Here is a 19,748-nt window from a genome sequence, read left to right on the forward strand (position 1 = left end):
GGGGCTTCGGTCTCGCCTGCGGACTCTCATCCGTCAGACGCGGTCAGGATCAGGCCTTGACGGGCTCTTCCTTCTTGGGAACCGGCTTCGACTCCGCAGCCTCGACGAAGCTCTTGCGGGGCACGTCGAGGTCGACGAGCTCCGTGGTGTCGCGACCGAGGACGAAGTTGAGGATCCAGTTGCCGAAGACCTTGACCTTGCGGTCGATGCTCGGGATCGCGTAGCCGTGGTAGGCGCGGTGCATGAGCCATGCGAGGAGACCGCGGGCTTCGAAGTCGCCCATCTGTGAGACGCCCTTGTAGAGGCCGAGACCGGCGACCGATCCGATGGTCTTGTGGAAGTACTGCTTGAACTCGGTCTCTCCGCGCAGGGCGGCGAGCACGTTGGCGGCGAGCACGGGCGCCTGACGCACCGCATGCTGGGCGTTGGGCACGCAGTAGCCGCCGACACCGCCCCCGGAGAGGTCGGGCACCGCGGCATTGTCACCGGCGGCCCATGCCCCTTCGACGACGCCGTCTTCGCCCTCGACACGGAGGTCGGCGCGCACGGTCACGCGGCCGCGCTCGTCGATCGGCAGGTCGGAGTCGATGAGGACGGGGTTGGCCTTGACGCCGGCCGACCACACGATGGTGTCCGCGTCGAACTCCTCGCCGTTCGAGAGCTTGACGCGCTTGTCGGTGCAGTCCTGGAGGAACGTCTCGAGGTAGACGTCGATGCCGCGCTCGCGCAGGTGCTCGACGACCCAGCGGGCCTGTGCCTCGCCGACCTCGGGCATGACGCGGCCGAGGGCCTCGACGAGGACGAAGCGGACGTCGGCCTCGGTGAGGGTCTCGTACTGGGCGATCGCCGAGCGCACGACGTCCTCGAGCTCGGCGAGGAGCTCGATGCCGGCGAAGCCGCCGCCGACGAAGACGAAGGTGAGAGCCTTGCGACGCTCGTCGTCGTCCTCCATGAGGGCGGCGTCGGCGAGGCGGGAGAGGAGGTGGTCGCGCAGCGCGACGGCTTCTTCGATCCGCTTGAGGCCGATCGCGTTCTCCTTGAGGCCGGGGATCGGCAGGGTGCGGGCGACGGAGCCGGCGGCCATGATGATGTGGTCGTAGTCGAGTTCGAACGGCTCATCGTTCTCGGGTTCGACGACGACGAACTTGTCGGCGTGGTTGATCGACGTGACCTTGCCGGTGATGACCTCGGCGCCGGGCAGATTGCGGCGCAACGGCACGACGGCGTGGCGGGGCTCGATCGAGCCGGCGGCCACCTCGGGGAGGAACGGCTGGTACGTCATGTACGGGTTGGGGTCGATGACGGTCACGGTGGCTTCACCGCGGCCGAGATTCTTCAGCAGATTCTGGGCCGTGACGAGACCGAGGTATCCGCCGCCGACGACGAGGATGCGTGGACGCAGTTTCGAGTTTCTGATGAGAGCCATGACCCCATCCTAGGCCCTTGTGAAAACTTTCACTAATCATCATCGACGTCCCAGATGAGACGCGTATCACGGCTCGCCGAGTCGCCTGCGCATCCGCTTCCGGCGGGCGAAGACGATCGCTGCCACGGCGAGGAGGATGAGTCCGATGCCGCCGCCGACGCCGAGTGCGGCGTAGCCGAGCGTCGGCGTCGACTGGGTGGCGACGACGTCCTTCGGCGCGACGGCCTTCGGCTGTTCGCCCTCGGCGGGGGCGGCGGTCTCGGTCTCCGCTGCGCTGCCTTCGGCGCGCCGGTGCATCGTCACCCAGGAGGCGAGATCGTCGGCGGCGCTCGGCACGGTCTTCGGCACATCGGAGTCCATCGCCGCCTGCGGGTCGAGCCGACCCCAGCCGACGGTCGGGTCGGGCTTGTCGGCCGTGCTCTGGCCCGTGTGTCCGGTCACGGGCTTCGCGGTCGAGAGCAGCTTCGCGGCCACCTCGTCGGCGCTGAGGTCGGGGTTGTCCGCGCGGATCAGGGCGGCGACCCCGGAGACGACGGGCGCGGCGAACGAGCAGCCCTGGCCTTCGGCGTACCCGCCGGAGTAGAACGGGATGGGGATGTCGGCGGCGGGGCCCATGAGGTCGACGGCGGTGCCCGGTGCCGTCGAGGCGTCGAGCACCCGGCCGTTCTTCCCGAGTCCGCCGACGCCGATGACGCCGGGCACCGTCGACGGCGACCACGCCTGGGTTGCGCCCTGGGAGGCGTTGCCGACGCAGGCGACGACGAGGACGTCCTTCTCGTAGGCGTACTTGAATGCCTCGTCCCAGCTCGACGGCCACGCGGGGTCGTCCCAGCCCAGGGACATGTTGATGATCTTCGCGCCGTTGTCGACGGACCAGCGGATCGCCTCCGCCGCCTGCTCGCGCGTCGACCCAGAGTCCTTGGGACGGTCGGGGCCGAGCCACATCGAGGCGGAGAGGATCTCCGCGTCCGGGGCCACCCCGATCGGCCCGGCGCCCTCGCCCTGACCGGCGATGACGCCGGCCACGGCGGTGCCGTGGTGGATCGTGTCCTTGCCGCCGATCGGCGTCGTGCCGTCCTTGCCGAGGCCGCTGAAGTCCTTCGCGGCCGTCACGACGTCCTTGAGGTCCTCGTGGTCCTTGTTGACACCCGAGTCGATGACGGCGACCTTGACACCCTTGCCCGTCGTCGTCTTCCACAGCTCTTCGATGCCGTAGTCGCCGATGAACCACTGCCCGGGCCCCGGCTTCGGGGCGGCCAGCGCCGGCTGCGCGGTGCCGACGACGAGTCCGAGGACGAGGCCGATGAGCGCAAGCTTCGTCAGCGCACGGGGTCGGCGCCCGGTGCGCGTCGTCGGCGGTGCGCTGCTCCCGGTCATGACGCGAGGTCGAGGGCGATGCCGTCGAGGATGTCCGTCTCGGAGACGGTGATGGTGAGCTTGCCGCCCGCGGCGCGCACGGCGTCGGCGACCCGGGCGACGACGCGGGCGAAGATCAGCCCGCCGGCGGCGATGACGTCGACGCGTCCGGGGTGCATGTACGGCAGCGCGGCACGGGCCTCACGGTCCATCCGGAGGAGCGCGTCGACCTGGCGTTCGACGTCGGCGACGGTGAGCTTCGCCCCGTGGATGCGCTCGCGCTGGTAGCTGTCGAGGTCGAGGATGCCGGCGGTCAGGGTCGTCACGGTCCCGGCGACGCCGATGAAGGTGCGGGCCGCGGCCAGGTCGACCACCTCGGCGGCGCGATCGAGGTGCTCATCGATGTCGGTCACGGCGGCGCGGACCTGGCCGTCGTCGGGCTGATCGGTGCTCATGTGGCGCTCGGTCAGGCGCACCGATCCGATGTCCATGCTCACCGCGGACTCGACGGCCTCGGTGCCGAGGACGAGCTCCGTCGATCCCCCGCCGAGGTCCATGACGAGGAAGGGGCCCTCGGAGGCGCTGCGGCCCGCCGTCGCGCCGAGGAAGGAGAGGTGGGCCTCCTCATCGCCGGTGATGACGTCGGGGACGACGCCGAGGATCGCGAAGATCCCGGCGAAGAACTCGTCCCGGTTCTTCACGTCCCGGCTCGCCGAGGTGGCGACGAAGCGGATCTTCTCCGGTGCGAACTCTGCGGCGGCATCGGCGTACTCCTGTGTCACGGCGAAGGTGCGCTCGAGCGCTTCGGGGGCGAACTCCCCCGTGGCGTCGACTCCCTGGCCGAGGCGGACGATGCGGGTCTCGCGGAGGAGCTCGGTCATCGTGCCGGCCTCATCGATGTCGGCGACGAGCAGGCGCAGCGAATTGGTTCCGCAGTCGAAGGCGGCTACGCGCATGGTTCTCTCCTAGTCCGTCGTCTGCGAGGCGGCGTCGGCCGATGACGCCGCGGCCGGGGATCCCTGCCCCGTCTCCGAGCCCGCACCCGGGATCGACTCCGCGGTCGCCTCGGCGGGGGTGACGGCAGGGGTGGGAACATCGGTCATCAGTCCGATCGCGCGGTCGCCGATCGGGTTGGCTCCGGGCCCGGCGGCCAGGGCGTGGCCGACGAGGGCGTGAAGGCACTTGACCCGGGTCGGCATGCCGCCGGCGGAGAAGTCCGCGATCTCCTCGACCTCGGCGATGCCGGCGGCGCGGCCGATCTCGGACCGGACGGCGAGATAGGAGTCATGGGCCCGGGCATAGGCGGCGGCGAGCTCGTCGTCGGCGCCGAGCTCCGCGGTCCATTCGGCCATGATCCCCGCCGCTTCGAGGCGGGAGGACTCGGCGACGTAGGCCGGGTGGGTGAGGTAGAAGGTCGTCGGGAAGGGGGTGCCGTCCTCGAGGCGCGGGGCGGTCGCGACGACGAGGGGCTCACCGGTGGTGCTGCGGGCGGCGATGCCGACGACCCCGCGGGGAATGCGTCCGAGCTGCTCCTTCAGCGTTGCGAAGTCCGCCTCGGTGCACTCTGTGATCATCAGTCCGTTCCCGTCGTGTTGCTCGAATTGCCGACCTCCTCGATCGACTCCAGCAACTCAAGGTACCAGGCTTGGCTGCGCTGTGGGCGCGTTGTGTCCGAATCGTCATCGTCTTCCGAGTCCTGGTTGGTGACGATGACAGCGTTCTTGCCCTCTTCGACGTAGTACTGGTCCTCCCTGGCCTTGCGGGCGATGTAGGTCGGATCCTTGAGATTCTCGTTCTTCTCCCGCAGCGCCTCGACCTCGGAGCGGGTGGAGTCGATCTCGTTGTTCAGCGCAGCGATCTGCTGCGCCTGCTTGAGCGCGGAGTTGATCGAGGGGAGGAACGTCACGAGCACGATGGCGATGACGGCAAGGAAGACTCCGGCCTGCCAGGACATCCGGCGGCCGCGCGCATCACGGCTCGCGGTCGCCTCGACGACGGGTTTCGGGCGTCGCCGAGGAGCGGCCTTGCCGGGAGCCGTCTTCGGGGCAGTTCTTCTCGGTTTGCTCGGAACCATGACTCTTCCTCTGCGGCCGGGGATTGGGAAGGCAGCCGCAACACAGATAAGTCTGCCTGGTCGCATCGGGGCGAGCCGGGATTTCCACGCCGTGGCGTGTTCGGTGTCGGGGATTCCGCAGGCGTCGCGATGGCGTGGGAGCCTCTGCGGGAATCCTCGAGCGCGGGCAGGCCTCCGAGGTGGGTGCGAGCGGGACGGTGGCGACGATTAGCAACCGGGCTCAAGCCGCGATTCACACACCGCGCAGATTCACCGACGACCCGCAAGCGCACGCACAACCCGTGAGCCCACGTACGACCCGCAAGCTGCCTGCGCGACAACCCGCAGGCCCACGCACAACCCGCAGCTGCACGAACACCGCGGAACTCTCTGCGCACAACCCTGAGCCGCAGATCCACCGCGTGCACGGGTTGTCTGTGCCGCTCCACGGGCGGGATGCGAGAAACCGCCCGCCGACCGCGCCCCGCTCCGGACCAGCAGCAGCGCTCCCCCGTCCCGCCCGCGCATCCTCACCCCGCCCCTGCCACTGCGCGCCCGCCCGCCCTCGTTATCCACAGCCGCCCACACGCCATCCCCAGAGTTATCCACAGGACGGGAAGTTTCTATTGCGCTTTACTGACGTTTGATGCACTTTGTATCCATGTACCGAATACTGACGACCCAGGAACTCAACCGGCTCGGCTTCACCCACGAGGACATCCGATTCGCTCGCACATGCTGTCTGCTCCGACTCTCGCGCGGGGTCTATGTGGCCAGGCGCGTCTGCACGGTCGAGCGTCATCGCCCGCTCTGGGCGGGCATCGCGGAGAGAACGCATGACGAGCTCGTCGAGCATGGCGACAATCGCGACGCGATCAACGAACTCAGCGCCAAGGTCATGGCCAGGCGCGAACTCCAGTTCCAGCGACGGAACGCGAGGACCGCCTCGGCGACTGATACCGGGGATTCGGGCGCGGTGGGATCCGGGGATTCCGGTGCGGACGAGACGACCGACCACCCGAACCGCGAGGCGCAGTCAGGGGTCGACGTCGAGGTCGTCTCCCACATCTCGGCCGCCCTCGTCCACGGTCTGCCGGTCGCCTACCCGGTCACGCACCAGGTCGAAGTCGTGCGTCCCGGCGTCAACCGCCGGTACCCGAGCCTCCACGTCCGCGGCACGACGATTCCCGCTGCGCACTGGCAGCGCGTGGGCGGGATGCGGGTGACGACGCTCGAGCGCACCCTCGTCGACGTCGCCCGCACGTACAGTCTCGAGATCTCGGTGGCGATGATCGACGACGCCCTCCGGCGCTCACTGACGACGCTGGAGAGGATCCGCGCCGTCGTCGCGCAGGCGGTCGAGAAGCGGAACACGAAGCGGGTCGAGCGCGCCCTCGACCTCGCCGACGGACGTCGCGAATCGCCCGGAGAATCGATCGCCGCCGTCCGCTTCTACCAGCACGGCATCGTCGGGATGGTGCCCCAAGTGACGTTCCCGACCGAGCGGCAGAGGCCCGACATCCGCGTCGACTTCTGCCACAAGGGCGCGCGGCTCATCGTCGAGGTCGACGGAATCGGCAAGCTCTACCTCGGATCCGGCGTACCCCGCGAGGAGCTCGAGAAGGAGCGCCGCCGTGAGCAGTGGCTGCGCGAGCGCGGGTGGCGGGTCATTCGCATCAGCTGGAAGGAACTCTTCGAAGAGGCGAAGTTCAACGAGATCAAGCACGTCGTCATGGCGTCCGCGTCCGCCGCCTCGGCGGGGTGAGGTGCCGCCGGGGAGGGCGTGGGTGCCGCCGGCGCGGGGTGAGGTGTCACCTCGGCGGCGTATCGGGCAGCCGCTGAGCGTGAGGGCACTCCCCCTGCCCTCATGCTCAGCGGCATGAACAACCCCAGGACGGGGAGGGTGTCGCGCTCCGCGGGTGGGATGGCGAGCCACGGGGTGTGCATGGACGGGCACGGTGGACGAACCGCCCAGGGTTGTGCGTAGAACTCCGGGTGGTGCACAGAGTTCCGGGAGGTGGACCGAGCCCAGGGCAGTGGGCCGAGCGCAGGGTTATGCGTGATGTCCCTGGCGGGAGGAGAATCCTTCAAGCGCCGAGGCGGGGGCCGGGTGACCGCGAACGATCACTCGGCCCCCGCCTCGGTGTGGGTGCGACCCGCCGACAGGAATCTGCCGGCCCAGCCCCTCAGGCTTCGAAGCGCGGGAAGGCGCGCTTGCCGGCGTAGCGGGCGGCATCGCCGAGCTGCTCTTCGATGCGCAGCAGCTGGTTGTACTTCGCGACGCGCTCGGACCGAGCGGGCGCGCCCGCCTTGATCTGACCGGCGTTGGTCGCCACGGCGAGGTCGGCGATCGTCGTGTCCTCGGTCTCCCCGGACCGGTGCGAGATCATCGTCGTGTAGCCGTGCGTCTGCGCGAGCTCGACGGCGTCGAGGGTCTCGGTGAGCGTGCCGATCTGGTTGACCTTGACGAGCAGCGAGTTCGCGGTGTCGTTGTCGATGCCGCGCTCGAGGCGCTCCGGGTTGGTGACGAAGAGGTCGTCGCCGACGAGCTGGACCTTCGACCCGATCGCGGCGGTGAGCTTCGCCCAGCCCTCCCAGTCGTTCTCGTCGAGCGGGTCCTCGATCGAGACGAGCGGGTACTTGCTCAGCAGGTCCTCGTAGTAGGCGGCCATGTCCTCGGCCGACTTCTTCTCGCCTTCGAACTCGTAGGCGCCGTCCTTGAAGAACTCCGAGGACGCGACGTCGAGGGCGAGCGCGATGTCACGGCCCGGACGGTGACCGGCGATCTCGATGGCCTCGAGGATGAGGTCGAGGGCCGCGGCGTTCGACTCGAGGTTCGGTGCGAAGCCGCCCTCGTCGCCGAGCCCGGTGGAGAGGCCGCGCTCCTTGAGCACGCCCTTGAGCGCGTGGTAGACCTCGACGCTCCACTGCAGCGCTTCGTGGAAGCTCGCCGCACCGATCGGGGCGATCATGAATTCCTGGATGTCGACGTTCGAGTCGGCATGCGATCCGCCGTTGAGGATGTTCATCATCGGCACCGGCATGACGTGGGCGTTCGGGCCGCCGAGGTACCGGTAGAGCGGGAGATCGGCCGACACCGCTGCCGCACGGGCCACGGCCAGCGAGGTTCCGAGGATCGCATTCGCGCCGAGGCGGGACTTGTTCTCCGTCCCGTCGAGGTCGATGAGCGCCTGGTCGACGAGGCGCTGATCATCGCTTTCGAGGCCGACGATGGCCTCGTGGATCTCATCGATGACGGCTTCGACGGCGTTCGTCACGCCCTTGCCGAGGTAACGCTCGGGATCGCCGTCACGCAGCTCGACGGCCTCGAACTCACCGGTGGAGGCGCCGGAGGGCACTCCCGCGCGACCGACGGACTCGTCGGCCAAGAGCACTTCCACCTCGACGGTGGGGTTGCCCCGGGAATCCAAGATTTCACGGGCGTTTGCGGCAACGATCTCAGCCACTGATTACTCCTTAGCAGTCGGTGTCACATGGGAAACATGTGCCTGCCCGCAAGCTTAGTGCACAACCGGGCACCGCCCGGCCCCGATCGATGCGTGAAACCGGGCCTACGCCGCCTGCCCGTCGCTGACCTGCAGGAGCCGTTCACGCAGCCGCGCCGGAGTCTGCGGATCCATGCCGTTCTCGAGCAGGTACTTCTCCACCGCATCGTTGCCGTACGTCCGATCGAGGGAGGTCAGTATCCCCGCCAGCAGGTCGCGCGGGGCCGAGGTCGCCGCCTCGGCGAGGTTGCCGGAGATGCCGGCATCGGAATAGTTGCGCCTGATGCTCTCGAGGAAGGATCCGCCGAGGTGGTCCTCCGTGGCCGTGTAGTCGTCGAGGATGTCGTCCCGGTCGACCCCGAGGAGGGCGAGGACGAAGGCCGCGACGAGACCGGTGCGGTCCTTGCCGGCCGAGCAGTGGAAGACGACGCCGGTCTCGCAGCGATCGGCGACGGTGTCGACGGCGAGGGCGAGCCGGGGACCGAAGTGGGCGATGAGGTAGTCGTAGATGCGGCGCAGGGACCGGTCGCTGAGGTCGATCCCCGTGGTCTCGGCGAATTCGATCATCTCCTCCTGCGACAGCGGGGCGGCCGGGAAGAACTTGTCCTCGAAGACCGGCAGGGCGATGTAGTCGACGTCGAGGCCCTCGAGCGCATCGGGGTGCTTGGCCCGCTCGCCGATGTCGCGCAGGTCGAGCACCGTCGTGATCCCGAGGCGGGCGAGCTCCTCCCGGGACCGGTCGGTGAGCTGGGCGAGGCCGTCGGCGCGGAACACCCGACCGGTCGCCACCGACGATGCGCCGGCCGCCCCGGCGATGGCCCCGGCTGTCGCTGCTCCCCCGGTCACCGGTGCCCCGCCGAGGTCGCGGAAGTTGAAGGTGCCCTCGATGTCGATCCTGTCCAAGCTCACTCTGCGTCCCTCTCTGCTGGTGGTGCCGCGTCTGCGGCTGCCGCCGTCTGTGCGCGCTCTGCGGCTTTCTGTGCGCGCTCTGCGGCTTTCTGTGCGCGCTCTGCGGCTTTGATCCGACGGTACTCCCTCTCGACGTCGGCCAGTGCCGGCACGGGTCCGCTGCGCCCCTGACCGTCGAAGGTCAGCGGGTGCCGGCGGATGAGTTTGGCCTCGAGCCGCTCGATGACGTCTGTGAGCGTCGTCCCGTAGTCGCTTCCGCCGCTCTCGTCGAGGAGCGCGGCATGGAAGAGGATCTGGTAGAGGACGTCACCGAGTTCGTCGACGACGTGGTCGCGGTTGCCCGGCGACGGGTCGGCGGTGAGATCCTCGAGGGCCTCGATGAGCTCCTCGGTCTCCTCCCGGGCGTACCGCATGAGGCTCCGATGGTCCTGCTCGGACGACCACGGGCACCGTGCGCGCAGCACCGCCATCGCCTCGACGGCACCGTCCAAGCGCTCGGCCATGACCCCCGCGTTCTCGTCCACGGCCGCCTCACACCCCCGCGTCGACGACGTCGGAGGGGACGACCTCGGCGGGTGCGGCGGGCACGATCGCGTCGAGGAACTGGTGGGCCCAGCGGAGGATGTCCGAGTCCGTCATCTCCTTGGCCCCGAACCCGTCACCGGCCATCGGCTTGGGCACGAGGACCGAGCGGATGGCGGGTTTGAGCAGGGACTTCGGGTAGAGGCGCTTGAGCCGCACGAGCTGGGAGTCCTCGAGTTCGACGGGTCCGAAGCGGACGAAATTGCCCTGGACGACGATGTCGCTGACACCGGAGGCCCGGGCGCGGATGCGCAGTCGGGCGACATCGGCGAGAACCCCGACGGCCTCAGGATAGGGACCGTAGCGGTCGACGAGTTCGTCGAGGACCTCCTGGAGTTCGTCCTCGTTCGCCGCCGCCGCGAGCTTCCGGTACGCCTCGAGGCGCAGCCGTTCGTGGTCGACGTAGTCGGCGGGCAGGTGCGCGTCGACGGGCAGTTCGATGCGCATGTCCGCTTCCGGTTCGGTGTCCTCGCCGCGGAAGTTCGCGACGGCCTCCCCGACGAGGCGGACGTAGAGGTCGAAGCCGACCCCTTCGATATGGCCCGACTGCTGACCGCCGAGGAGGTTGCCGGCTCCGCGGATCTCCAGGTCCTTCATCGCCACCTGCATGCCCGCACCGAGCTCGGTGTGCGCGGCCAGTGTCGTGAGACGGTCGAGTGCGGTCTCGGTGAGCTGGGTGTCGGGCGGGTAGAGGAAGTACGCGTACGCGCGTTCGCGACCGCGGCCGACCCGTCCGCGCAGCTGGTGGAGCTGGGAGAGGCCGAACCGGTCGGCGTGGTCGATGATGAGCGTGTTCGCGTTCGCGATGTCGATGCCGGTCTCGACGATCGTCGTGCACACGAGGACGTCGTACTTCTTCTCCCAGAAGTCGACGATGACCTGTTCGAGCCGGTTCTCGTTCATCTTGCCGTGGGCGATCGCGATGCGCGCCTCGGGGACGAGTTCGGCGAGATGCGCGGCGACGGCCTCGATGTCCTTGACCCGGTTGTGGATGAAGAAGACCTGGCCCTCGCGCATGAGCTCTCGCCGGATCGCGGCCTTGACCTGCTGGTCCTCGTACTTCCCGACGTAGGTGAGGACGGGGTGGCGCTCCTCCGGCGGGGTCGCGAGCGTCGACATCTCCCGGATGCCGGTGACCGCCATCTCCAGGGTGCGCGGGATCGGGGTCGCCGACATCGCGAGGACGTCGACGTTGGTCCGCATCGCCTTGAGCGTCTCCTTGTGCTCGACGCCGAAGCGCTGCTCCTCGTCGATGATGACGAGTCCGAGGTTCTTGAACCGCACCTCGCCGCTGAGCAGGCGGTGGGTGCCGATGACGAGGTCGAGCTTGCCGTCGGCGAGGTCGGCGACGACCTTCTCCGATTCCGCCTTCGTCTGGAACCGCGAGAGCGCCCCGACGGTGACGGGGAATCCCGCATAGCGTTCGGCGAAGGTCTCGAAATGCTGTTGGACGAGCAGGGTCGTCGGGACGAGGACGGCGACCTGCTTGCCGTCCTGAATCGCTTTGAAGGCCGCACGCACGGCGATCTCCGTCTTGCCGTAGCCGACGTCGCCGCAGATCAGACGGTCCATCGGCATGGACTTCTCCATGTCGGCCTTGACCTCGTCGATCGTCGTGAGCTGATCGCCGGTCTCGACGTAGTGGAAGGCGTCCTCGAGTTCGCGCTGCCACGGGGTGTCGGGTCCGTACGCGTGGCCGACGGTGGCCTGGCGTGCGGAGTAGAGGCGCACGAGCTCCCCGGCGATCTCCTTGACGGCCTTGCGGGCCTTCGCCTTCGTCGTCTGCCAGTCGGCGCCGCCCATCTTGTTGAGGCTCGGGTTCTCCCCGCCGACGTAGCGGCTGACCTGGTCGAGGGCGTCGCTGGGGACGAAGAGGCGGTCACCGGGCTGCCCGCGTTTGGCGGGCGCGTATTCGATGATGAGGTATTCGCGGGTGTGCTTCGCCGCGCCCTTGCCCGTCGTCCGCTGGGTCATCTCGACGAACCGGCCGACCCCGTGCTGTTCGTGGACGACGAAGTCGCCGGGGGCGAGGTTGAGCGGGTCGACCTGGTTGCGCTTGCGACGGGTCGGCAGTCGGCGCATGTCCCGCGTCGAGGTGGCGGCGGCGCGACCGAGGACGTCGGCTTCGGTGAGCACGGCGAGTTTGAGGTCGTCGAAGACGAAGCCGCCGAACGGCGCGGCCGTCGTCACCGTCACCAGCGCCGGGGGCACATCGGTGGGGTCGTCGACGAAGGTCGCGGGGATGCCGGCCTCGGAGAACACCTCGACCATGCGCTTGCCCGGTCCCTGGCCCTCGGTGAGGACGAGGATCCGCCACTGGTCGTGGATGAGGCCCCTGACATCGGCGAGGATCGCCTCGACGTCCCCGGCGTAGCCCTTCGGGGGTCGGGCCGGGAGGGAGAAGATGTTGTCACCGGGAGCGGCGATCTCGGCGTCGGCGGCGAAGCCCCCGATCTCCCACCACGCGAGCCCGATGAGTTCGGCGCCCTCGCGCATCTCGTCGACTGTGCGGAACGTCGCCGCGGAGAGGTCGATGGGCGTCTCACCGCCGCCGGCGGCCCCCGACCACGCGGCTTCGAGGAACTCGTTCGTCGTCACGACGAGGTCGGCCGCGCGCGCCCGCACGCGCTCGGGTTCGGCGATGATGATCTTCGTGCCCGCCGGCAGGAGCGCGATGAGCGGCTCCATGCCGTCGGCGAGGACCGCAGTGAGCGACTCCATGCCCTCGACGGCGATGCCGGCGGCGATCTTCTCGAGCATGTCGGCAGCCGCCGGCAGGGTCGGGGCGAGCTCGGCGGCGCGTGCCCGCACGGAGTCGGTGAGGAGGAGTTCGCGGACCGGGGGTGCCGAGAGGCGCAGGGGCTCGGCGTCGGCCTCGGCGGCGATCGACCGCTGATCGGTGACGGCGAACTCGCGGATCTCATCGACCTCGTCGCCGAAGAACTCGATGCGCAGGGCGTGATCGGCCGTCGGCGGGAAGATGTCGACGATGCCGCCGCGCACCGCGTACTCGCCGCGACGGGAGACCATGTCGACGCGCGTGTACGCGAGTTCGGTGAGGCGGGCGGAGAGCTCCTCGATGTCGGTCTCGTCGCCGACGGCGACCTCGATCGGCGGGATCTCGCCGAGGCCCTTGGCCAAGGGCTGGAGGAACGCGCGCACGGGGGCGATGACGAAGGTGAGACCGCGGCCGGGCTTGGGGTGGGCGAGGCGGCGGAGGATCTCGAGGCGCTGGCCCACGGTGTCCGACCGGGGTGAGAGCTTCTCATGCGGCAGCGTCTCCCAGCTCGGGAAGACGGCGATCGACTCCGCGGGGACCCAGTCGGCCAGCGACCGCGCGAGGTCCTCGGCTTCGCGGGTCGTGGCGGTGACGATGAGCTGCGGGGAGGTGACCTCGCCCGCGGTCACCGTCCGGCGCAGGATCGAGGGCCACAGTCCGCGGATCGCGTCGATGGTGCCGTGCGTCGTCGCCGGGTCGCCCATGGCTTCGACGAGTTCCGTGACGGCGGGGTTCTGCAGCGTGAGATCGAGTCCGGTGAGCACCCCACAATTCTAGGCCACCCCACGGACACGGGACCCTGCTGTTCGCCGCCGGCGCACTGGGTCGGATCCCGGGCTCACACCCCACGCCCAGTTCAGGGTCACTGCTCACAGCGAACCGCCTCGGCGGGGTCAGGCAATGACCGCACTCCCGGACCCTGGACGGTCAGTGACGGAACGGTCACGATTGCCTCCGCACACGGGTGTCTCTGGGTGTTCTCCAAACTTCGTCTTGGATAATCGGGACATGAGCTCCGACGAATCCCCCCGCTTCACCGCCGAGGAGTCCCGCCTCCTCTTCGGCACCGACTCACCGTCTCCCGCCCAGCCCCAGGTGGGAGCCCAGCCGTCGCTGCGAGACCGCGTCAGATCGGCGGTCGGCCGCGGCGGCGGACTCTCACGGTTCGCGCCGGTCTTCGTCCTCCTCGCCCTCATGTGGATCATCGAGATCGTCGATGCGATCCTGCCCGCCGACCTCGACCTCCTCGGTCTCCAGGCCTGGAATCCGATCTCGCTCTACGGCGTCATCACCTCCCCGCTCCTCCACGCCGGGTTCGGGCATCTGCTCGCCAACACGTTCCCATTCCTCGTCCTCGGCCTCTTCATCGCCGCCGAGGGCGCACGCCGCTTCTGGCTCGTCACGGCGGTCACCGCGGTCGTCGCCGGGGTCGGGGCGTGGCTGACGACGATGCCGGGGACGTACATCGTCGGCGCCTCGGGGATCGTCTTCGGCTACTTCGGCTACCTCGCGGTGCGGACGTGGTTCACCGACGACGTCCTCCGCAAGATCATCTACTTCACGATCGGGTTCTTCATCTTCATCACCTACGGGGCCTCCCTCGTCTTCGGGATGCTCCCGCAGGCCAACGGCGTCTCGTGGCAGGGTCATCTCTTCGGCTTCATCGGCGGCGTCCTCGCCGCGTGGCTCATCCACCGCAGGCAGGGCTCGCGCACGACGGCGTGAGTGGTCCGGCTGCCGTGAACGGTCCTGTCGGCGTGAGCGCGGTGTCCGCGCAGATCTGAACCGACCTCGCCGAGGCGGTCCGCCCGTTGCGCGGCCCCGGTTCAGCTGCGGGCGTGGAACTTCTCCTGAACGGGCAGCAGGCCGTCGATGATGAGCATCTCGACGGCGTCGGCGACGTCGGAGACGAAGATCGGCAGCGTGGTGCGCTCATCCTTCGAGAAGGGCCGGAGCACGTAGTCGGCGGTGTCCTGGCGTCCGGGCGGGCGGCCGACGCCCGCGCGAATGCGCACGTAGTCCTTCGTGCCCAGCGACGAGGTCATCGACCGCAGGCCGTTGTGGCCGCCCTCTCCCCCGCCGATCTTCGCCTTGATCGTGTCGAAGGGCAGGTCGACGTCGTCATGGACGGCGATGATGCGGTCGGGGTCGATGCCGTAGAAGTCGGCGAGTCGGCGGACCGGGCCGCCGGAGTTGTTCATGTACCCCGTCGAGGTGGCCAGCACGACCCGTGGGCCGGGGACGCCGGGCACGCGGCCGTGCGGCAGCCGCCCGGTTCCCGCGTTCGCCGCCATCTTCGTCCGCTTGAGGGTGATCCCGCACCGCTGGGCGAGGTCGCCGACGACCATCTGACCGATGTTGTGCCGGGTCGCCGCGTACTCCGGGCCCGGATTGCCGAGTCCGAAGACCAGCCATGGTTCGCTGCTCATCGCAGTCCTCTCCTCATTCGTCCCCCGCCGCCTCGGCGAACCGTGCAGCGGCCAGCTGCGCACACGTCCGAACCGACGCGACGCGCTAGTCCGGCCGCGTCCGCTCACTCCAACACGTCCCACACTATGCAGTTCGGCGGGCCGCCATGGTGGCGGCCCGCCGAATCAGCGACTCACTAGACGGTGGCCGGTCTCAGACCAGCGCGGTCAGACCAACGCGGTCACTCCTCGTCGGAGGACTCGTCCTCGGAAGCGGCCTCGTCGGTCGACTCCTCGTCCGTGGTCTCCTCGTCGGTGGTCTCGTCGGCGTCGGACTCGGTGTCCATCTCGACCTCTTCGGAGATGTTGACGATGAGCAGCTCGGGGTCGGCGACGAGTTCGACGCCGGAGGGCAGCTCGACCTGGTCGGCGAGGATGTGCTCGCCGGCCGGGCGGCCTTCGACGTTGACCTCGAAGAGCTCGGGCAGCTTGGTCGCGTCGGCGAGGACGGCGAGCGTCGACTCGACCTGCGAGACCATGGTGCCGGGCGCGGCGTCGCCGATGACGTGGACGGGGACGTCGACCTCGATCTTCTCACCGCGCTTGACGATGATGAGGTCGACGTGCTCGATGTCGCGGCGGACGGGCTCGATCTGGACGTCGCGGGCGATCGCGAGGACGTTCTTCGATCCGTCGGTGCTCTCGATCTCGAGCAGCGCGTTGGCGTGCTTGAGGGCCATCATCGTGGCGTGGCCGTCGAGCGAGACGTGGACGGGGTCGCCGCCGTGGCCGTAGACGACCGCGGGGATGCGACCGGCGCGGCGGATGCGCCGTGCTGCGCCCTTGCCGAATTCGTCACGGGGTTCGGCGATGAGTTTGAAGTCAGCCATTTTCTCTCCTTCGTGGTGATTGCTCATGCACCACGGCGAAACAGCCAGCCGCACTCGGGTGCCGGGCACCGCAGGAGTGGGTCAGGACCGCGTCGATCACGGAAGCAGAGCCGCTTCCCTCGCCGAGGCAACCCGACTATTCTACGGCACCCTCCGAGGCTGCTCCAAGTCGCGAGGTCACCGCACTCACGCACGCCTCGATGCCCTCGGGAGTGAGCAGGATGTCGTAGTGGTTCGTGCCCGGCACCTCGACGATCCGCATCCGCGGCCACTCCTCGGCGAATCCCGCGACGACCGCGGGCGGGTAGAGTCCCGGTTCGGCGGCGACGAGGTCGCGTTCGGCGCAGAGGAACGTCACGTCGGCCTGGCGTTCGTCATCGCCCATCACTGCCGCGAGTGCTGCGGGGTAGGCCGTCCCTGTGTACATGTCCGCGGAGTCGGCCTGCATCGCCTCGACCGACGTCGAGGGCTGGAACGTGTCGTCGTCCTTCGCCGCGAGGTCGTAGACGAAGCTCTCGGTCGCGACCGTGTCGAGACCGTCGACGAAGGCGGGGTGGGCGGCGAAGAACGCGAGGTACTCCTCGACGGTGTCGAAGCTCATCGACAGCCGCTCGGCGGCCGGGCCGAGGACCGCGGCGATGAGATCGTCGGTGTCGAGCGCGGCGTTGAGCCCATCGTCGCCGTCACGGTCGGAGCCCTCGGCGGACGCCGGGTCCTCCCCCGCACCCGGCAGGGCGAGCGGGAGGGGAAGTCCCCCGTCGATGAGGACAGGGCCGCGGAAGCGGACGGTCGCCTCGGCGGCCTCCCGGCCATCGCTGTCGAGGGCGGCCGGCAGACCGGCCAGGGTCATCGCGACGAAGCCGCCCATCGAATGGCCGACGAGGGTGACGACACTCGAATCGGAGAACGTGTTGATCGCTGCGAGCACGTCCTCGGCATGCGCGAGCATCCCGAAGGGAGCCCCGAGGAGCCGGGAGTCGGCCCGTCCGCGCAGGTCGGGACCGATGATGCGGACACCGGGCAGGAGCGGGACGAGACCGGCGAAGAAGAGGTGGTTCGAGGTGATCCCGTGGATGACGCAGACGGTGGGCACGGGCCCGGGTTCGGCGGAGACCGGCTCCCAGACGCCGACGGAGAGCTGTCCTCCGGCGACGTCCACCCGGTAGCGGTTGTAGTCGTGGGTCGACATCGTCACGGCTCCCTTCCTCGGCTCACTCCTCAGTGTAGAACGCCCGAGCGCCCCGCTGGCCGCTCAGCCGCCCCGACTGCAGCCTGCCGAACCCAGCATGCCGACCGCAGCATGCCGACGGCAGCACGACGACCGCAGAAACCGGTCGGTGAATACCGAACGCACCCCCGCCGGCGGCAAGGGTGCGTTCGCAGGTGCGGGAGCTCAGACCTCGAAGAGGCTCGTCACCGACCCGTCCTCGAAGACCTCGTGGACGGCGCGGGCGATGAGCGGGGCGATCGAGAGCACCGTGAGCTTGTCGAAGAGCTTGTCCTCGGTCAGCGGCAGCGTGTTCGTGACGATGACCTCCTCGGCAACGGAGTTCTCGAGGCGCTCGACGGCGGGTCCGGAGAAGACGGCGTGGGTCGAGACGACGATGACGTTCTTCGCGCCGGCCGCCATGCAGGCGTCGGCGGCCTGGACGATCGTGCCGCCGGTGTCGATCATGTCGTCGACGAGCACGCACGTGCGGCCCTCGACCTCACCGACGACGCGGTTGGCCTTCGTCTCGTTCGGCCGGGTGATGTCGCGGGTCTTGTGGATGAAGGCCAGCGGCACGCCGCCGAGCGCGTTCGACCAGTTCTCCGCGACCTTGATGCGGCCGGCATCGGGCGAGACGACGGCGAGGTCGCCGGGGTACTTGTCCTTGACGTACCCGGCGAGGATCGGCATCGCGATGAGGTGGTCGACGGGACCGTCGAAGTAGCCCTGGATCTGCGCGGTGTGGAGGTCGACGGTGATGATGCGGTCGGCGCCGGCCGTCTTGTAGAGGTCGGCGACGAGGCGCGCGGAGATCGGCTCACGGCCGCGGTGCTTCTTGTCCTGGCGCGCGTAGGGGAAGAACGGTGCGATGACCGTGATCCGCTTCGCCGAGGCGCGCTTGAGGGCGTCGACCATGATGAGCTGCTCCATCAGCCATTCGTTGATGGGAGCGCTGTGCGACTGGAGGACGAAGACGTCGCAGCCGCGCACCGACTCGGAGAACCGGACGTAGATCTCGCCGTTGGCGAAGTTGTAGATGTCGGTGGGGAGCAGTTCCGTCCCCAGGTTCTCCGCGACCTGCTCAGCGAGTTCGGGGTTCGCCCGCCCGCTGACCAGAACGAGCTTCTTGTCGCCCGCCGTCGTTATCTCATTCACTGATCCGCTCCCCCTCGGATGCGGCCTCGGCGGCCCGCGCTGCGGGCGTGCCGGGGCGATTGGCTTCAACCCAGCCCTCCAGGTTGCGCTGCGGTGCCACATTGATGGCGAGCGCCCCTGCAGGGACATCCTTGCGCACGACGGTGCCGGCACCCGAGTAGGCGCCGTCGCCCACCGTCACAGGAGCGACGTACATGTTGTCCGAGCCCATCCGTGCATGCTTGCCGACCGTCGTGCGGTGCTTGGCGACGCCGTCGTAGTTGACGAACACCGAGGCGGCGCCGATGTTCGTGCCCTCCCCGATCTCCGCATCGCCGACGTAGGAGAGGTGGGGCACCTTCGCCCCGGGTCCGATCTCCGCGTTCTTCGTCTCGACGAACGTGCCGATCTTCCCGTCAGCGCCGAGGTTGGTCCCCGGACGCAGGTAGGCGAACGGTCCGACGCTGGCTCCGGGGCCGACGATCGCGAGCTCCGAATGCGTGCGCACGACCTGGGCTCCGGCCCCCACCTCGGTGTCCTTGAGCGTCGAATCGGGGCCGACGACGGCGCCGTCCCCGATGTCGGTGGCGCCGAGGAGCTGGACTCCGGGCAGGAGCGTGACGTCCTGGCCGAGGGAGACGTCGACGTCGATCCACGTCGTGTCCGGGTCGATGATCGACACGCCCGCGCGCATCCACTTCTCGCAGGTGCGGCGGTTGAGTTCCTTGCCCAGCTGCGCGAGCTGGACGCGGTCGTTCGCGCCCTCGACCTGCCAGAGGTCGTCGGTGGCGGTCGCCGCGACGGGCAGGCCGGCGTCATGGGAGACGGCGACGACGTCGGTGAGGTACTTCTCGCCCTGGGCGTTGTCGGTCGTCAGGGACGACAGGCCCGTCCGCAGGGCGGCGGCGTCGAAGGCGTAGATGCCGGAGTTGATCTCGTGGATCGCGCGCTCGGCCTCGGTGGCGTCCTTCTGCTCGACGATGCGCAGGAGGTTGCCGGCGCCGTCGCGGACGATGCGTCCGTAGCCGGTGGGGTCGCCCACCTCGGCGGAGAGGACGGTGACGGCATTGCGCTCGCCTTCGTGGACCTCGACGAGGCCGGTGATCGTCTCCGTCGTCAGCAGCGGCACGTCGCCGTAGGTGACGACGACGGTGCCGTCGAGGTCGGCGGGCAGCTGGGTGAGCGCGCATTCGGTGGCGCGTCCGGTGCCGGGCACCTCGTCCTGGTCGGCGACGAGGACGGTGCGCGTCGAAGTGATCGAGAGATCCTCGAGGTGGGCGACGAGCTGGTCGCGCTCGTGCCGGACGACGACGACGAGGTGGTCGGGAGAGGTCCCCGCCGCCGCGGCGATCGCGTGGTGGAGGAGGGAGCGACCGCCGATGGGGTGCATGACCTTCGGCAGTGCCGACTTCATCCGGGTGCCCTGGCCGGCGGCCAGGACGATGACGGCTACGGGTCGGGTCTGCGGCATGTGAAAAGAATCCTTCGCAAGTCG

15 protein-coding genes and 1 pseudogene are annotated in these 19,748 nt (G+C 69.1%); 2 read left to right on the plus strand and 14 right to left on the minus strand.

What is annotated here, in order from left to right; all coding sequences use genetic code 11:
• Positions 1 to 49: 49 nt before the first annotated feature.
• The 5 genes and pseudogenes from ABD154_RS11745 to ABD154_RS11765 form a co-directional block, all read right to left on the minus strand.
• Positions 50 to 1,426 (minus strand): NAD(P)/FAD-dependent oxidoreductase, encoded by a 1,377-nt coding sequence (locus ABD154_RS11745; protein WP_198498263.1) that lies wholly within the window; start codon positions 1,424 to 1,426, stop codon positions 50 to 52.
• A gap of 66 nt (positions 1,427 to 1,492) precedes the next feature.
• Positions 1,493 to 2,803, minus strand: coding sequence for a S8 family peptidase (locus ABD154_RS11750; protein WP_198498262.1), 1,311 nt, complete (start codon positions 2,801 to 2,803; stop codon positions 1,493 to 1,495).
• Positions 2,800 to 3,738, minus strand: a complete 939-nt coding sequence (locus ABD154_RS11755; protein WP_198498261.1) for a Ppx/GppA phosphatase family protein — start codon at positions 3,736 to 3,738, stop codon at positions 2,800 to 2,802. Before ABD154_RS11755 ends, ABD154_RS11750 begins: the two co-directional genes overlap by 4 nt.
• 123 nt (positions 3,739 to 3,861) lie before the next feature.
• Positions 3,862 to 4,356: pseudogene (locus tag ABD154_RS11760) on the minus strand (DUF501 domain-containing protein); the annotation flags it as partial.
• Positions 4,356 to 4,856 (minus strand): FtsB family cell division protein, encoded by a 501-nt coding sequence (locus ABD154_RS11765; RefSeq protein ID WP_198498260.1) that lies wholly within the window; start codon positions 4,854 to 4,856, stop codon positions 4,356 to 4,358. The gene ABD154_RS11765 and the pseudogene ABD154_RS11760, both read right to left, overlap by 1 nt.
• A gap of 640 nt (positions 4,857 to 5,496) precedes the next feature.
• On the opposite strand from ABD154_RS11765, the gene ABD154_RS11770 reads away from it, so the two are divergent.
• Positions 5,497 to 6,600, plus strand: a complete 1,104-nt coding sequence (locus ABD154_RS11770; RefSeq protein WP_198498259.1) for a DUF559 domain-containing protein — start codon at positions 5,497 to 5,499, stop codon at positions 6,598 to 6,600.
• A 421-nt stretch (positions 6,601 to 7,021) separates the two neighbouring features.
• On the opposite strand, the gene eno is transcribed toward ABD154_RS11770, so the two are convergent.
• The 4 genes from eno to mfd form a co-directional block, all read right to left on the minus strand.
• On the minus strand, positions 7,022 to 8,302 hold the full coding sequence (gene eno, locus ABD154_RS11775; RefSeq protein ID WP_137824267.1) for a phosphopyruvate hydratase: 1,281 nt from the start codon (positions 8,300 to 8,302) through the stop codon (positions 7,022 to 7,024).
• 105 nt (positions 8,303 to 8,407) lie between these two features.
• The gene (locus tag ABD154_RS11780) at positions 8,408 to 9,250 is read right to left on the minus strand and encodes a tyrosine-protein phosphatase (RefSeq protein WP_198498258.1); all 843 of its coding nucleotides are present in this window, start codon (positions 9,248 to 9,250) and stop codon (positions 8,408 to 8,410) included.
• On the minus strand, positions 9,247 to 9,774 hold the full coding sequence (locus ABD154_RS11785; protein ID WP_232623534.1) for a MazG nucleotide pyrophosphohydrolase domain-containing protein: 528 nt from the start codon (positions 9,772 to 9,774) through the stop codon (positions 9,247 to 9,249). The genes ABD154_RS11780 and ABD154_RS11785 overlap by 4 nt, the downstream gene beginning before the upstream one ends.
• Before the next feature lie 7 nt (positions 9,775 to 9,781).
• A complete protein-coding gene (gene mfd, locus ABD154_RS11790; protein ID WP_232623897.1) occupies positions 9,782 to 13,315 on the minus strand; it encodes a transcription-repair coupling factor in 3,534 nt (1,177 codons plus the stop codon).
• A 304-nt stretch (positions 13,316 to 13,619) separates the two neighbouring features.
• On the opposite strand from mfd, the gene ABD154_RS11795 reads away from it, so the two are divergent.
• Positions 13,620 to 14,336 (plus strand): rhomboid family intramembrane serine protease, encoded by a 717-nt coding sequence (locus tag ABD154_RS11795; protein ID WP_198498256.1) that lies wholly within the window; start codon positions 13,620 to 13,622, stop codon positions 14,334 to 14,336.
• A gap of 101 nt (positions 14,337 to 14,437) precedes the next feature.
• Here ABD154_RS11795 and pth read toward each other — a convergent pair whose 3' ends face one another.
• The 5 genes from pth to glmU form a co-directional block, all read right to left on the minus strand.
• Complete coding sequence (gene pth / locus ABD154_RS11800; protein ID WP_198498255.1) at positions 14,438 to 15,040, minus strand: aminoacyl-tRNA hydrolase; 603 nt, start codon at positions 15,038 to 15,040, stop codon at positions 14,438 to 14,440.
• A gap of 221 nt (positions 15,041 to 15,261) precedes the next feature.
• Complete coding sequence (locus ABD154_RS11805) at positions 15,262 to 15,909, minus strand: 50S ribosomal protein L25/general stress protein Ctc (protein WP_198498254.1); 648 nt, start codon at positions 15,907 to 15,909, stop codon at positions 15,262 to 15,264.
• A 136-nt stretch (positions 15,910 to 16,045) separates the two neighbouring features.
• Positions 16,046 to 17,098: an alpha/beta fold hydrolase gene (locus ABD154_RS11810; protein ID WP_198500921.1), complete on the minus strand. Its 1,053-nt coding sequence runs from the start codon at positions 17,096 to 17,098 to the stop codon at positions 16,046 to 16,048.
• 204 nt (positions 17,099 to 17,302) lie between these two features.
• A complete protein-coding gene (locus tag ABD154_RS11815) occupies positions 17,303 to 18,274 on the minus strand; it encodes a ribose-phosphate diphosphokinase (RefSeq protein WP_198498253.1) in 972 nt (323 codons plus the stop codon).
• Complete coding sequence (gene glmU, locus ABD154_RS11820) at positions 18,267 to 19,724, minus strand: bifunctional UDP-N-acetylglucosamine diphosphorylase/glucosamine-1-phosphate N-acetyltransferase GlmU (protein WP_137826788.1); 1,458 nt, start codon at positions 19,722 to 19,724, stop codon at positions 18,267 to 18,269. The genes ABD154_RS11815 and glmU overlap by 8 nt, the downstream gene beginning before the upstream one ends.
• Positions 19,725 to 19,748 lie beyond the last annotated feature (24 nt).

The organism is Brevibacterium sanguinis (assembly GCF_039528855.1).
Taxonomy (GTDB): Bacteria; Actinomycetota; Actinomycetes; order Actinomycetales; family Brevibacteriaceae; genus Brevibacterium; species Brevibacterium sanguinis.

What these genes read in the sequence shown, in the direction of transcription:
- ABD154_RS11745 (WP_198498263.1), bottom strand. Translation starts at nt 1,426, where the DNA reads ATGGCTCTCATCAGAAACTCGAAACTGCGTCCACGCATCCTCGTCGTC.
- ABD154_RS11750 (WP_198498262.1), bottom strand. Translation starts at nt 2,803, where the DNA reads ATGACCGGGAGCAGCGCACCGCCGACGACGCGCACCGGGCGCCGACCC.
- ABD154_RS11755 (WP_198498261.1), bottom strand. Translation starts at nt 3,738, where the DNA reads ATGCGCGTAGCCGCCTTCGACTGCGGAACCAATTCGCTGCGCCTGCTC.
- ABD154_RS11765 (WP_198498260.1), bottom strand. Translation starts at nt 4,856, where the DNA reads ATGGTTCCGAGCAAACCGAGAAGAACTGCCCCGAAGACGGCTCCCGGC.
- ABD154_RS11770 (WP_198498259.1), top strand. Translation starts at nt 5,497, where the DNA reads ATGTACCGAATACTGACGACCCAGGAACTCAACCGGCTCGGCTTCACC.
- mfd (WP_232623897.1), bottom strand. Translation starts at nt 13,315, where the DNA reads ATGGGCGACCCGGCGACGACGCACGGCACCATCGACGCGATCCGCGGA.
- ABD154_RS11795 (WP_198498256.1), top strand. Translation starts at nt 13,620, where the DNA reads ATGAGCTCCGACGAATCCCCCCGCTTCACCGCCGAGGAGTCCCGCCTC.
- pth (WP_198498255.1), bottom strand. Translation starts at nt 15,040, where the DNA reads ATGAGCAGCGAACCATGGCTGGTCTTCGGACTCGGCAATCCGGGCCCG.
- ABD154_RS11805 (WP_198498254.1), bottom strand. Translation starts at nt 15,909, where the DNA reads ATGGCTGACTTCAAACTCATCGCCGAACCCCGTGACGAATTCGGCAAG.
- ABD154_RS11810 (WP_198500921.1), bottom strand. Translation starts at nt 17,098, where the DNA reads ATGTCGACCCACGACTACAACCGCTACCGGGTGGACGTCGCCGGAGGA.
- glmU (WP_137826788.1), bottom strand. Translation starts at nt 19,724, where the DNA reads ATGCCGCAGACCCGACCCGTAGCCGTCATCGTCCTGGCCGCCGGCCAG.